General features: G+C 71.4%; 11 protein-coding genes. 4 read left to right on the top strand and 7 right to left on the bottom strand.

Annotation, left to right across the window (positions count from 1 at the left end):
* Positions 1 to 2,918 (bottom strand): choice-of-anchor G family protein (locus tag ACO03V_RS13380; protein WP_423137908.1); only part of this gene is annotated, 2,918 nt, incomplete at its 3' end.
* A gap of 561 nt (positions 2,919 to 3,479) precedes the next feature.
* Positions 3,480 to 4,421, bottom strand: coding sequence for a type I pantothenate kinase (gene coaA / locus ACO03V_RS13375; RefSeq protein WP_367729002.1), 942 nt, complete (start codon positions 4,419 to 4,421; stop codon positions 3,480 to 3,482).
* Positions 4,422 to 4,626: 205 nt separating this feature from the next.
* Between coaA and ACO03V_RS13370 the strand changes: the two genes are divergently transcribed.
* Complete coding sequence (locus ACO03V_RS13370; protein ID WP_367729000.1) at positions 4,627 to 5,559, top strand: Ppx/GppA phosphatase family protein; 933 nt, start codon at positions 4,627 to 4,629, stop codon at positions 5,557 to 5,559.
* A 331-nt stretch (positions 5,560 to 5,890) separates the two neighbouring features.
* Here the strand turns inward: ACO03V_RS13370 and glmM are convergent, their stop codons facing one another.
* The 4 genes from glmM to ACO03V_RS13350 all read right to left on the bottom strand — a co-directional run bounded on the left by glmM (position 5,891) and on the right by ACO03V_RS13350 (position 9,169).
* Entirely contained in the window at positions 5,891 to 7,246 is a 1,356-nt protein-coding gene (gene glmM / locus ACO03V_RS13365) for a phosphoglucosamine mutase (RefSeq protein WP_423137907.1), read from the bottom strand.
* A gap of 14 nt (positions 7,247 to 7,260) precedes the next feature.
* Positions 7,261 to 7,731, bottom strand: a complete 471-nt coding sequence (gene rpsI, locus ACO03V_RS13360) for a 30S ribosomal protein S9 (protein ID WP_367728996.1) — start codon at positions 7,729 to 7,731, stop codon at positions 7,261 to 7,263.
* 24 nt (positions 7,732 to 7,755) lie between these two features.
* A complete protein-coding gene (rplM, locus tag ACO03V_RS13355; RefSeq protein WP_367728991.1) occupies positions 7,756 to 8,202 on the bottom strand; it encodes a 50S ribosomal protein L13 in 447 nt (148 codons plus the stop codon).
* 205 nt (positions 8,203 to 8,407) lie between these two features.
* Positions 8,408 to 9,169, bottom strand: coding sequence for a type II CAAX prenyl endopeptidase Rce1 family protein (locus ACO03V_RS13350; protein ID WP_423137906.1), 762 nt, complete (start codon positions 9,167 to 9,169; stop codon positions 8,408 to 8,410).
* Between the two features lie 76 nt (positions 9,170 to 9,245).
* Here ACO03V_RS13350 and ACO03V_RS13345 point away from each other — a divergent pair, with 76 nt between their 5' ends.
* Both ACO03V_RS13345 and ACO03V_RS13340 read left to right on the top strand, forming a co-directional pair.
* Positions 9,246 to 9,911, top strand: a complete 666-nt coding sequence (locus tag ACO03V_RS13345; RefSeq protein ID WP_423137905.1) for a low molecular weight phosphatase family protein — start codon at positions 9,246 to 9,248, stop codon at positions 9,909 to 9,911.
* 500 nt (positions 9,912 to 10,411) lie between these two features.
* The gene (locus tag ACO03V_RS13340) at positions 10,412 to 11,914 is read left to right on the top strand and encodes a polysaccharide biosynthesis tyrosine autokinase (RefSeq protein WP_367728972.1); all 1,503 of its coding nucleotides are present in this window, start codon (positions 10,412 to 10,414) and stop codon (positions 11,912 to 11,914) included.
* Between the two features lie 117 nt (positions 11,915 to 12,031).
* On the opposite strand, the gene ACO03V_RS13335 is transcribed toward ACO03V_RS13340, so the two are convergent.
* The gene (locus ACO03V_RS13335) at positions 12,032 to 12,868 is read right to left on the bottom strand and encodes an alpha/beta fold hydrolase (protein WP_423137904.1); all 837 of its coding nucleotides are present in this window, start codon (positions 12,866 to 12,868) and stop codon (positions 12,032 to 12,034) included.
* A gap of 154 nt (positions 12,869 to 13,022) precedes the next feature.
* Here ACO03V_RS13335 and ACO03V_RS13330 point away from each other — a divergent pair, with 154 nt between their 5' ends.
* Positions 13,023 to 13,586: a PepSY domain-containing protein gene (locus ACO03V_RS13330; RefSeq protein WP_423137903.1), complete on the top strand. Its 564-nt coding sequence runs from the start codon at positions 13,023 to 13,025 to the stop codon at positions 13,584 to 13,586.
* Positions 13,587 to 13,724: the final 138 nt, after the last annotated feature.

Here is a 13,724-nt window from a genome sequence, read left to right as displayed (position 1 = left end):
TCGGCGTCGGCGTCGATGTCCAGCACGTCAGCATCGGCGTCGAGCACGTCCGCGTCGGCGTCGATGTCCAGAGCGTCCAGGACGTCCGTCACATCGATGTCGAGCACGTCCAGCGCGTCGGCGTCAGCAGCATCCGCGTCGGCCCCATCCGCGTCCACCGCGTCCGCGTCGATGTCGAGCACGTCGGCGTCGGCATCCAGGATGTCGATGTCCAGCGCGTCGGCGTCGATCACGTCGAGGTCGAGACCGTCGGCGTCGGCGTCGATGTCCAGCACGTCAGCATCGGCGTCGAGCACGTCCGCGTCGGCGTCGATGTCCAGAGCGTCGAGGACGTCCGTCACATCGATGTCGAGCACGTCCAGCGCGTCGGCGTCAGCGGCATCCGCATCCGCATCCACGACGTCGAGCGCGTCGGCGTCGATGTCGAGGGCGTCGGCGGCCTCAGCCGAGACCGAGAACGAGACCTCGTCGGTCGTACCGTCGATGTCCTGCGTCGCCGTCGCCGTGAACTCGCCGACGGGGACCTCGGCGAAGGTCACCGACCACGCGCCGAGTTCGTCGACGGTCGTGGTCTGCGTACCGAGACCCGGCACGTCGACCTCGATCTCGGCACCGGCCTGGCCGGTTCCCGAGACGGTCACCGACTGGGTGGCATCCGGCTCCCCGACGACGAAGTCGGCGCCGTCCGCCGGAGCGACGATCGCGACCGGGTCGGCCAGCACGACCGAGAAGTCGACGCTCGCCTCGGAGCCGTCCACGTCCTGCGTCGCGGTGGCGGTGTAGTCGCCGATCGGCAGGTCGACGAAGTCGACGCTCCACGTGCCGTCCTCGGCCACGACGTCCGTCTCGGTGTCGCCGTTGTCGAGCACCACCGTGACGGTCGCGCCCGGCGAGCCCTCGCCGGAGACGGTCACCGTGGTGACGTCGTCGGCCTGGCCGACTGCGATCTCCGTGCCGTCGGCCGGCACCTCGATGACGACGTCCGGCGTCTCGGCGACCGAGAAGTCGACCTCCGCCGTCGAGCCGTCGAACTCCTGCGTCGCGGTGGCGGTGTAGTCGCCGATGGGCAGGTCGGTGAACGTCGCCGTCCACGTGCCGCCCTCACCGACGGTCACCGTCTGCGTCTGACCGTCGACGACGACCTCGACGTCGGAGCCCGGGAAGCCCGAGCCCTCGACCGTCACGTCGGTCGTGTCGTCGACCCCCGGGACCACGAAGATCTGGTCCGGGGTCGGCGCGGTGATGGTCACGTCGGGGGCCTCGACGACCGCGAAGTCGACCGTGGCCGTCGTCCCGTCGACGTTCTGCGTCGCGGTGGCGGTGTACTCGCCGACCGGGAGATCGGGGAACGTGACCGTCCACTCTCCGTCGACGACCGTCGCCGCCTGGGGCTCCTCGCCCTCGATGGTGACGGTGATCTGCGCGCCCTCCTCACCGGAACCGGTGATGGTCACGTCGCTCACGTCCCCGGCATCCGGAACGAAGAACTCCGCGCCGTCCTCCGGCGTCACGATCGTCACGTCGGCGTTGTCGTCGAGGACGTTCGGACCCACGGTGGCGTTGGCCAGCTCGATGGTCGTCGCGATCGAGCCGGGCAGGATCGTGACGATCGCTCCGGTGATCGAGAAGACCCCGTCGTCCGTGGTCGTCTGGTTGTTGACCGTGACCGTGACGAGCGCGGGCACCACCTGACCGAGCGCGGGCGAAAGGATCGTGGTCACCGGGGTGACGACCGTGTCGACGGCACCCGCGACGTCCGCCACGACCGCCTCGATCGGCGCCACGATGGCCGCCGCCACGGGGCCGATGCCGCCGGGGATCGTCAGGCCGCCGAGCACGACGATGCCCGAGGTGTCCCCGTCGAGGAGCGCACCGACCGTGGTGTTCACGCTCAGGACCGGGATCTGCGGCGTGACGAGGATCGGCGGGATCACGACGCCGCCGGTGATGGTGATGCCGCGGACAGCCGCCAGCACCGCCTCGTTGATGTCGTCGACGAGACCGTCGACGAGCCCGACCACGGACGCCTGGATCTCGGCGACGGTGTCGGGACCGAGGATGTTCGTACCCGGAGCGAGACCGTTCAGCGGCTGGATCTCGTCGAGGTCGACGATGATCTCGCCCGAGCTCAGGTCGATGATCACGCCGGGGTACGCGTCCGAGGTGAGCTGACCGGTGAGCAGCCCGCTGATCGCGCCGGTGAGGCTCGTCGTTCCGACCGTCAGGTTGGACTGCACGCCCAGGCTCGACAGGGCGCCGAGGACTCCGGAGTTGACCAGCGCGTCGACGTTGTCGAGAGAGCCCTGCAGTCCGCCGACGGCGGCGTTGAGGTCCGCGGTCAGGTCGCTGAGCGTCGCGCTGTCGATGACGAGCTGTCCGCCGGCGATCGTGTACTCGCCCACGGCGGCGTTCGGGGCCTCTTGCGATGCCCGAGCCGACACGGCCTCGAGCGTCAGGTCGACGTCGAGGATCTCGTCGGTCACCGCGGGGCCGAGGCCGAGCGCGCCGACCGCATCGCCGAGGCTGATGCTCAGCGGGCCGATGGCCGGGGCGCCGGTGCCGATGACACCGCCCGAGCCGACAGCGCCCGACGCGCCGACCGACGATCCGTCGGGGTCGGCCTGGGCGTACTGGCCGACGACACCGAGGCTGCCGAGGTCGACGGGAATCTGGATGCCACCGGTCGCCGTGACGTTGACCGTGCCGAGCGCCGTCAGGTCGAGCGTGTTGTAGTCGGTGACCGTGGGCTGCGTGCCGTCGTTGGTCGCGGCCGCGCCGTCGATCTCGGCGACGGCGCCGAGGTCCACGAGGCTGAGGATGGAACCGCCGAGGAACGTCCCCGTGGCGGCGGACTGGTCACCGGGAGCGGCGTGGGCGGCGCTGATGCCGCCGAGCAGACCGAGAGAGGCGGCCCCCACCGCCGCGGCGGCCTTGACCGCCGTCCTGCCGACGCGGGTGGAGGACCAGATCCCACCCCGCCTTTCCTTGACGGCCCGACCGGGCGAATCCCCGGTCGTCCCCCACCTAGCGCGATTCATATGTCGAACTCCCCATTTGTGGTGCGTGGGACGCCGCGATCGAGCGCCCTCCACGGCTTCCGACAGCCGTACCGGCCACGCTAAAGCGGCTGTGAGGAGCCTGAGAGTGCGCGGGCTGCGGGTAGTAGTACCGGTTCGACACGGCCGGTATACCGGGGCGTCACCTGGGGTGAGCGCTATCAACGCGGGGGTTTCATGCGCCTGAATAAGCGCGTCGCCGCAGCCCGCCGCGCACAGCCCGCACACTAGTAGTACCTAGACAACGCGCAGTAATGCCTCGTCGGCATCCGCTCCCGCCCGCGTCCGCCGCGGGTCCCTCCGGCCAGTAAACGCTTCGCGCCGGTGGAAACGCCGTTGCACGGCGTTTCCACCGCGCGAGGGCGTTTACTGTCCCTCCGACCCGCGGCAACGCCGACCCGCGGCAACGCCGCCCGGCGGGCGTCAGAGCTTGCGGAGCAGGACCGTCTCGACCGTGTGGTCGGCGCCCTTCTGCAGCACGAGCTTCGCGCGGTGCCGCGTGGGCAGCACGTTCTCGCGCAGGTTGGGCAGGTTGATGTCGCGCCAGAATCCGAGCGCGCGCTCCACGGCCTCGTCGTCGCTGATGTCGGCGAAGACGCGGAAGAACGACGACGGGTTCGTGAAGGCGTTGTCCCGCAGCGCGAGGAACCGATCGACGTACCAGCGCTCGATGTGCGCGGCGTCCGCGTCGACGTAGATGGAGAAGTCAAACAGATCGCTCACCGCGACCTCGTTCGGCGACGGCGGCGGCTGCAGCACGTTCAGGCCCTCGACGATGACGACGTCGGGGCGGTGCACGGTGACGTGCGCGTCCGGCATGATGTCGTACCGCACGTGCGAGTAGAACGGCGCCCGCGCCTCCTCGGCCCCGGACTTGACGTGGCTGAGGAACTCCACGAGCGCCCGGCGGTCGTACGACTCCGGGAAGCCCTTGCGGTCCATCAGCCCGCGGCGCTCGAGCTCGGCGTTGGGGTAGAGGAAGCCGTCCGTCGTGACCAGCTCGACCCGCGGGGTGTCCGGCCACCGGCTCATGAGCTCGCGCAGCAGGCGTGCGATGGTGGACTTGCCCACCGCGACGGATCCGGCGACGCCGATGACGAACGGCGTCGTGGCATCCGGCTCGCCCAGGAACTCGCTGGTGTCCGCGCCCAGCCGTCGCGTCGCGCGGGCGTACAGGCTGAGCAGGCGGCTCAGCGGCAGGTACACCTCCGACACCTCGCGCAGGTCGAGGCGGTCGCCGATGCCCCGCAGCTGCACGACCTCGGTCTCGGTGAGCGGCTGCTCGATGCCCCCGGCCATCCGCGCCCACTCGGCGCGGTCGATCTGCCGGTAGGGACTGAGCGACGGCGCGACGGTCTCGGACACCCGCCAATCGTACCGGCGCGCTCCGCCCCGCTCGCGGAGCGCCCCGTGTCGGTTTCCGGACCATGGGTGCCACCCCGTGGCATCCATCTCGCCGTCACCTCCGCGGAGTCGGACGAAGAACCCGGAACCGGATGCCACGGGCTTCCTCGTCCGCGTCCGCGACGCTCGTCCGATTCCGCGCAGTCCCGCCCACTACGCTCGGAGCGTGCGTCTCGGGGTTCTCGACATCGGCTCGAACACGGTCCATCTGCTCGTCGCCAACGCCCGGGCGGGCGGTCGACCGACGGCGACGACGTCGCACCGGTCGGTGCTGCGCCTCATGCGCTACCTCGAGCCCGACGGCTCGATCTCGGCCGAGGGGGTCCGCGGCCTCATCGACGCGGTCACGGCGGCGTGCGAGCGCGCGAAGGCGGAGGGCGTCGACGAGCTGCTGGCGACGGCGACGTCCGCGGTGCGCGAGGCGACCAACGGCGAGGCCGTCATCGCGCAGATCGAAGACGTGCTGGGGCAGCCGCTGCAGGTGCTCGGCGGCGAGACGGAGGCGCGGTTCACGTTCCTGGCGGTGCGCCGGTGGTTCGGCTGGTCCGCCGGGCAGATCCTGCTGTTCGACATCGGCGGCGGCTCGCTCGAGATCGCCGGCGGTGCGGACGAGCTGCCCGACCTGGCCGAGTCGGTGCCGCTCGGCGCGGGGCGCTCGACCGTCCGGTTCCTCCCCCACGACCCGCCGACCGTGGGCGAGATCGACGCACTGCGGCAGCATGCGGCCGCGGTCCTGGCGCCGGTGGCGCAGCGCTTCGCCGCGCTCCCCCGCCCCGATCACGTCGTCGGCTCGTCGAAGGCGATCCGCTCGTTGGCGAAGCTCGCCGGGTATCCCGTGCCCGGCTGGTCCGGCATCGACCGGATGGTGCTCCCCCGAAAGCAGCTGAAGGACTGGATCCCGCGCCTGGCGCAGATCCCCGCCGACGCCCGCGAGGCTCTGCCGGGCATCACGGCGGACCGCACCTTCCAGATCGTCGCCGCGGCCGTCGTGGTCGAGCGCGCGATGAAGGCGATGGATGTCGACGAGCTCGAGGTGTCGCCGTGGGCGCTCCGCGAGGGCGTGCTGCTGCGGTACATCGAGGAGCTCGACGGCGCCTGACCCGCACCCTGCGAGGCGCTCCCCCGCAGCCGTGACTTGCCGCAAATGTACGCGCCACGGCCCCCGCGGCGTACATTTGCGCCAACTCAGCGGCATCCATCCCGCCCGCGCGGCAGCACCCCGGGGCCGTGACTTGCCGCACATGCACACGCCACACCCCGCGCGGCGTACATCTGCGCCAACTCAGCGGCATCCATCCCGCCCGCGCCGAAGCACCCCGGGGCCGTGACTTGCCGCAAATGTACGCGCCACGGCCCCCGCGGCGTACATTTGCGCCAACTCAGCGCCGACAGCCGACAGCCGACGCCCCACCCCGGCGGAGCCAGGGGACCTACAGCGCCAGGCGCTCCCGGACCACGTCGGCCAGACGGTCGGCGTGCGCGCGAGCGGTCTGCTCGTCGGCGGCCTCGACCATGACGCGCACGAGCGGCTCGGTGCCCGAGGCACGCAGCAGCACGCGTCCCGAGTCGCCGAGCTCCGCGGTCGACTCCGCGACGGCGGCCTGCACGACCTCGTCCTTCACGCCGTCGCGATCGACGCCGCGGACGTTCACGAGCACCTGCGGGTACACCGTCATGAGCGAGGCGAGCTCGGCGAGCGTCTTGTCCTGACGGGCCATCTCGGCCACGAGGTGCAGCCCCGTGAGCAGACCGTCGCCGGTCGTGGCGAAGTCGCTCATGATGACGTGCCCCGACTGCTCGCCGCCGAGCGAGTACGAGCCCGTGTTCATCGCCTCGAGCACGTACCGGTCGCCGACCGCGGTCTGCAGGACCCGGATGCCGTGGGCCTCCATCGCCCGGTGCAGGCCGAGGTTGCTCATGACGGTCGCGACGAGGGTGTCGTCGGCGAGGGCGCCGCGCTCCTTCATGGCCACCGCGAGGATCGCCATGATCTGGTCGCCGTCCACCACGTTGCCGTCGGCGTCGACGGCGAGGCAGCGGTCGGCGTCGCCGTCGTGCGCGATGCCGACGTCGGCACCGAGCCGGACCACGGCCTCGGCGAGCACGTCGAGGTGCGTCGAGCCGACGCCGTCGTTGATGTTGAGGCCGTCGGGGTCGGCACCGATGACGGTCACCTGCGCACCCGCGTCGCGGAACGTCTCGGGCGACACACCGGCAGCGGCGCCGTGCGCGCAGTCGAGGACGACATGGATGCCGTCGAGCCGGTGCGGCAGCGATCCGAGGAGGTGCACGACGTAGCGGTCCTCGGCGTCGGCGAAGCGGCGGATGCGGCCGACACCGGCACCGGTGGGCTGCAGGCGCTCGCCCTCCAGGGCGCGCTCGATGCGCTCCTCGACGATGTCGGGGAGCTTGGTGCCGCCGCGGGCGAAGATCTTGATCCCGTTGTCGGGAGCGGGATTGTGGGATGCCGACACCATCACGCCGAAGTCGGCGTCACGGTCGGCGATGAGGAAGGCGGTCGCCGGCGTGGGGATCACGCCCGCGTCGAGGACGTCGACGCCCGACGACGCCAGGCCCGCGCTGACCGCGGCCGCGAGGAACTCCCCCGAGACCCGCGGGTCGCGCGCGACGACGGCGGTGAGACGCCGGCCCCGAGCCTTGCGTTCCTCCGCCGAACGGCCCTGGCCCAGGACGACAGCAGTCGCCTGGGCCAGGTGCAGCGCGAGTTCGGCGGTGAGGAGGCCGTTGGCCAGCCCCCGCACCCCGTCCGTGCCGAAAAGAGGCATCCGGAGTTTCGAACTCAGCGCTTGGAGTACTGAGGCGCCTTGCGGGCCTTCTTGAGACCGGCCTTCTTGCGCTCCTTGACGCGAGCGTCGCGCGAGAGGAAGCCGGCCTTCTTCAGGGTCGGGCGGTTGTTCTCGGCGTCGATCTCGTTCAGGGCACGAGCGATGCCGAGGCGCAGCGCGCCGGCCTGGCCCGAGGGGCCACCGCCCGAGATGCGGGCGATCACGTCGTACGAGCCCGCGAGCTCGAGGACCGTGAAGGGGTCGTTGATCAGCTGCTGGTGCAGCTTGTTCGGGAAGTAGTCCTCGACCGTGCGGCCGTTGACCGTGATCGTGCCCGAACCGGGGACGAGGCGCACGCGGGCGATGGCCTGCTTGCGACGGCCCACGGCTGCGCCGGGGACCGAGAGAACGGGGCGCTCGGCGGCGACGGTCGACTGCTCGGCCGGCGTCTCGGTGCTGTAGTTGCTGGAGTCGATGTTCGACACTGTTTCGTCCTTATCCGGCGGCGCTTACTGGGCGACCTGGTCGAAGGTGTACGCGGTGGGCTGCTGGGCACCGTGGGGGTGCTCCGCGCCGCGGTAGACCTTGAGCTTCTTGAGCTGCGCCGCGCCGAGGCTGTTCTTGGGCAGCATGCCGCGGATGGCCTTCTCGACCGCGCGGACGGGGTTCTTCTCGAGGAGTTCCTCGTAGCTGACCGCCTTGAGGCCGCCCGGGTAGCCCGAGTGGCGGTAGGCCATCTTCTTCTGGAGCTTCTGACCCGTCAGCGCGACCTTCTCGGCGTTGATGACGATGACGAAGTCACCGGAGTCGATGTGGTTGGCGAAGGTCGCCTTGTGCTTGCCGCGGAGGATGGCCGCCGCGTGCGAGGCCAGACGGCCGAGGACGACGTCGGTGGCGTCGATAACGACCCACTCGCGCGTGACCTCAGCGGCCTTGGGGGTGAAAGTGCGCGTCACAGTAGTGCTGCTTTCTTGATCGAACGGAGGAGTTCGTGAATCCCGCTCCGGTGGTCCGTTCTCCGCCGATGACGGGGAACAGGGCCGGTGGAGGGCTCACGTTCGTGCTACCCGCTCGCAGAGAGGCGGGCACCAAAGGGATAGCCTACGGCATCCGGATGCCACGACCAAACCGCCGTCGTCCCGCACCGCGGGCACAGGTCGCTCAGGACAGCATGGTCCCGACCGCGACGAGCAGGAACCCCGTCGCGTTGAACACGATGTGCGTGACGACCGCCGCCCAGATGCGGCCGGTGCCGAGGACGAGCGCCGAGGCGACGACACCGAGCAGGACCAGGGCGAGCACGCCGGTGGCATCCATCCCCTCCACGAGGAGGTGGGCGATCACGAAGAGCCCGGTGGAGACGGCGGCCGCCGCGACGCCGCCCGCGATCCGGCCGCTCATCCGGCGGAACACGCTGTAGGCGGCGACGAGGACGACGCCACGGAAGAAGAACTCCTCCAGCGTCGGCGCCACGATCGAGCCCCGGGCCGCCTCGAGCGCGAACCCGTCGGGGAGGCTGCCGTCGATCGAGAAGGTGGTGGGCCAGGGGGCGGGCGTTCCTCCCATCCCCTGCAGGGCGCCGTCAGCCAGGCGGAGGGCGACGCCGAACACGAGGCCGTACATGAGGTCCAGGGCGCGGAAGCGCAGCAGTCCGCGGGGGCGCGAGCGGCGGAACGCGAGGACGATCGGGACCGCGAAGCCCAGCCAGATCGCCGCCTGCGCGACGGGGGCCGCGATCGCGGCCGGCAGGAGCAGGGCGGCGGCGTTGGCCAGGAGCACCCCGGCGCCGAGGGAGAGGAGCGCCCAGCCGAGGAGTTCGAGCGTCCAGCGCGCCGTGCTCGACCCGCCTTCGCGCCACGTCCGGCGGGGCGGACGGCGCCGCGGCCGCTTCTCGGCGGGCGGCGACTCGAGGGTCTGCTCCATGCGCGCCAGGCTACCGGGCGCGGGCCGATAGACTCGCCGCGCCCGAGCGACGCGGGGCATCGCGGAAGGGGGAACCGTGCTGGACCTGGACCTGTCCTCGTTGTTCGCGGGAGACGCCGCGCCCGCCGCCGATCGCACCGTGCGGATCCTCACCGTGTGCACCGGCAACATCTGCCGCTCTCCCCTGGCCGCCCAGATACTCGCGGCCCGCCTCGCCGACCTCGACGTCGTCGTCGCGAGCGCCGGGACGCGTGGTCTCGTCGACAAGCCGATGACCCCGGAGGCGCTCCGCCTGGCCGCCGAGCTGGGGGTGGATCCCGCGACCAGCGCCGGCCACCTCGCACGCTGGCTGAACGAGACGCACCTGGACGACGTCGACCTCGTCCTCGGGATGACGCGGGAGCACCGGTCCGCCGCCGTCGCCCTCGCACCGGCCCGGACGCGTGCCGCGTTCACCTCCCGGGAGTTCGCCCGCCTCGCCGACGGCGTCGACGATGCGGCGATCGCCCGCGCCGCGGACGAGGCCGGCGACGACCCCCACGCACGGGTACGGGCCGCGCTCGCCCTCCTGTCGCAGCGTCGGGGCGAGGCGGAGCTGCCCGCGGACCCCTCCGACGACGACGTCGTCGACCCCTACCGCCGCTCGTGGGACACGTATCAGCTCTCCGCCCGGCAGCTGATGCCCGGAATGGATGCCGTGACCCGTGTCATCCGTGCCGCCCTCTCCCCCTGCCCGCGCTGACTCTTCCTTCTGCGCTGACGCCCCCTTCTGCGCGCTGGCCCCTTCCCCGCACTGACGTTCTGTGCACGGCGTTGTTCAGCGCTGACTTGTCGCAAATGCACGCGCCCATACCCCCACGGCGTACATCTGCGCCAAGTCACGGCACCCCACCATCACCACGGCCACCACCACGGCCGCGGCCACCACCACAGCGCTGACTTGCCCCAAATGCACGCGCCCATACCCCCACGGCGTACATCTGCGCCAAGTCACGGCCACCCCACCCACCACCACCACGGCCGCGGCCACCACCACAGCGCTGACTTGTCGCAAATGCACACCCCTGCACCCCCACGGCGTACATCTGCGCCAAGTCACGGCCACCCCACCCACCACCACATCGCCCGGGCGCGAAACAGCGCGGGCCGGGGTGCGAAAAGGCGCCGCGAGGCCCGATTTCAGGACACGGCCGCGAAACACGTCTGTGGCATGATGACCCGGGGGCTGACAGAAGAGGTGCCATGGAGCTCAGCGACTACATCCGCATTCTGCGAAAGAACTGGCTGGTGATCCTGGCGACGACCCTTCTGGGTATCGCGATCGCCGCGGGCTATTCGCTGACCCGCACGCCGCAGTACGAGGCCTCGGCCGAGGTGTTCGTCTCGACGCAGACTTCCGGGTCGGTGCAGGAGCTGCAGCAGGGCTCGAGCTTCACCCAGGCGCGCGTCGCCACTTACGTGAACCTCGTGGGCACGCAGGTCGTCCTCGCGCCCGTCGTCTCGCAGATGGAGCTGCCCTTCACGGCGGCGCAGCTGGCCGAGAAGGTCACCGCGTCCAACACGCTCAACACGACGCTCATCCAGATCTCGGTGTCGGACCCCGACCCGACCCTCGCCGCGGACATCGCCAACAACGTCGCCGCGAGCCTGACCGCCGCCGTCCCGCGCCTGGAGACGACGAACGAGGGCGACCCGAGCCCGGTCAAGCTGACCCTCACCGAGGACGCCGTCCCGTCCTCCGCGCCGGTCTCGCCCAACGTCCCGCTGAACCTCGCGCTCGGCGCGCTCGTCGGCCTCGCGCTCGGCATCGGCTTCGCGGTCCTGCGCGCGGTCCTCGACAACCGCGTGCGCACGCCCCGCGACGTCGAGGGTCTCACCGACCGCCCGATCATCGGTGCGATCCCCTTCGATCCGAAGGCGAAGGAGCGGCCGCTCATCCTCGAGGCCGACCCGCACAACACCCGCTCCGAGGCGTTCCGCTCGCTGCGCACCAACCTGCAGTTCCTCGAGATGGACGGCGGGCACAGCTTCGTCGTCACCTCGAGCCTGCCGAGCGAGGGAAAGTCGACGACGACGATCAACCTCGCCGTGGCCCTGTCCGACGCGGGCAAGCGCGTCGCGCTCCTCGACTGCGACCTCCGCAAGCCGAAGGTCGCCGAGTACCTCGGACTCGAAGGCAACGCCGGTCTGACCGACGTGCTCATCGGACGCGCCCGCGTCGCCGACGTCATGCTCCCGTGGGGCCGTCGCCCGCTGTACGTCCTGCCCGCCGGCAAGATCCCGCCGAACCCGAGCGAGCTGCTCGGCTCGAAGCAGATGAACCAGCTGCTCGAGGCGCTCACGGCCGAGTTCGACGTCGTCCTCTGCGACGCTCCCCCGCTGCTGCCGGTGACCGACGCCGCGGTGCTGTCGAAGTCCACGGCGGGCGCGATCGTCATCGTCGCCGCCGGCAAGACCACCACCCACCAGCTCACCGGCGCGTTCGACGCGCTCGAGACGGTCGGTGCGAAGGTCGCCGGCGTGGCCCTCACGATGGTCCCGACCCGCGGTCCGGACGCGTACGGCTACGGCGGGTACGGCTACGGATACGGCGGCTACGGCACCTACACCGCGACCCCGGCCGCGACTCCGCGGGGCGACCGCCCCGCCCGCACCGGCCGCTCGGACCGTCAGGCCTCCCGCGACGCGGTCCAGACCGGCGGCACCGAGGCGCTCCCGCAGGACCTGCTCACGCCCCGCGACTGAGCCCGCACACGCGAACGCCCCCGCCACCGATCATGGTGGCGGGGGCGTCGTGGCATCCCGGGTCCTCCTCCGCGCGAACGCGGGCGAGAGAGAAGGCGGACCCTGGATGCCGCGGGCTCAGCGCTGCAGGAAGTCGAGGAGCACGCGGTTGAACTCGTCGGCGTGGCTGACGTTCACACCGTGCGGGGCGCCGCTGACGACGTGGAGCTCGCTGCCGACGATGGCCTCGTGCGTACGCTTGCCCGAGCCCTCGAAGGGGACCGTCGCGTCGCCGTCGCCGTGGATGACGAGGGTGGGGACGGTGACCTTGGGCAGGTCCTCGCGGAAGTCGGTCGTGGCGAACGCCTCCATCGACTTCAGCGCGGCGTGGTGGTCGGCCTGGTTGGCGAGGCGCTCGGCCTCGGCGCGGTCGGCCTCCGACACCTTCAGCTCGCCGTCGACCGAGAAGAAGTCGGTCGTGAACTGGTGGTAGAACGCCTTCTCGTCGTCCTTCAGGCCGCTCTTCATGCCGTCCGCGGTCGCGTCGTCGAGGGGGCCCTCCGGGTTGTCGTCGGTCTTGGCCAGGTACGGCGGGACGGCCGCGGCGAAGACGACGCTGTGGATGCGCGCGGCGCCGTTGCGGGAGATGTAGCGCGCCACCTCGCCGCCGCCCATCGAGAAGCCGACGAGCGTGACGTCGCGCAGGTCGAGGGAGGTCAGGACGGCCTCGAGGTCGTCCGCGAAGGTGTCGTAGTCGTAGCCCGAACGCGGCTTGTCGCTCCGGCCGAAGCCGCGGCGGTCGTAGGTGACGACGCGGTAGCCGGCCTCTTCGAGGACGGGGACCTGGTGGGCCCAGGACTCGCCCGAGAGGGGCCAGCCGTGGATGAGGACGACGGGACGGCCCGAGCCGCCGGTGTCGTCCACGTGGAGGTTGATGTCGGTCAGCAGTCCGTGGTGTGCGGTGATCTCGCTCATGGCCGACATATTCGACACCGAACCTGACCGAACCCCACGTCTTGACGGTCGCGCGGGCCTCCGCTAAGACCGGTCGCCGCGTCATCCCGGGCACAGGGGATGCCGCGGGCGCAAGCGGGCCGTGACGGACGAGGTCGGTCGTTACCCTCGGGGCATGAACCGCACCCCCGCCTTCGCCCTGCTCGCCGTCGCCTCCGCGCTCGTGCTGACCTCGTGCTCGAACGGGAGCGACGCCGCCGCACCGACCGTGACCGTCACCGCCGACCAGGGATCCGGCGCCCAGAGCAGCGCCGCCCCGGCCCCCACTGGTGGCGGCAGCGACACCGCCTCGACGTGGGAGACGGCCGTCGCCGCGGCCACCACCGCCGAGTCCTCCGCCGGCGGTCGCGCGATCGAGCTCGACCAGGAGGACGACGGAACGTGGGAGGTCCACGTCGCCGCAGGCGACCGCGAGGTCGAGGTGCGCGTCAGCGCCGACGGCTCGACCGTGGACTCCTCGCGCGACGACGACGAGGACCGCGCCGCGCTCGACAGCGCCGTGACGACCCTCGCCGACGCGATCCGCATCGCCGCGGCCCAGAACCCGTCGGGTGCCGGCATCGACGACGTCACGCTGGACGACGAGGACGGCACGTGGGCGTGGGAGGTCGGCTTCCGCGACGACGTCGACGTGTACGTCTCCGCCGCCGACGGCGCGATCCTGCGCACCGATCGCTGAGCGCCGGCCCGCGATCACAGCGACTCTCCCGTGCGCAAGCCCCCGGCCGGGCGGCATCCGTTCAGCCTGCCCTCACTACACTCGGGACATGAGCCTTTCTGCCGATTCCGACGGTCATAGTACGAGCGCCCGGGTGAC

Origin of the sequence: Microbacterium sp. HMH0099 (genome assembly GCF_049384025.1) — a bacterium.
Lineage (GTDB): Bacteria > Actinomycetota > Actinomycetes > Actinomycetales > Microbacteriaceae > Microbacterium.
Note: the sequence above shows the minus strand (reverse complement) of the source record. Positions and strands in the feature narration are given on the sequence as shown.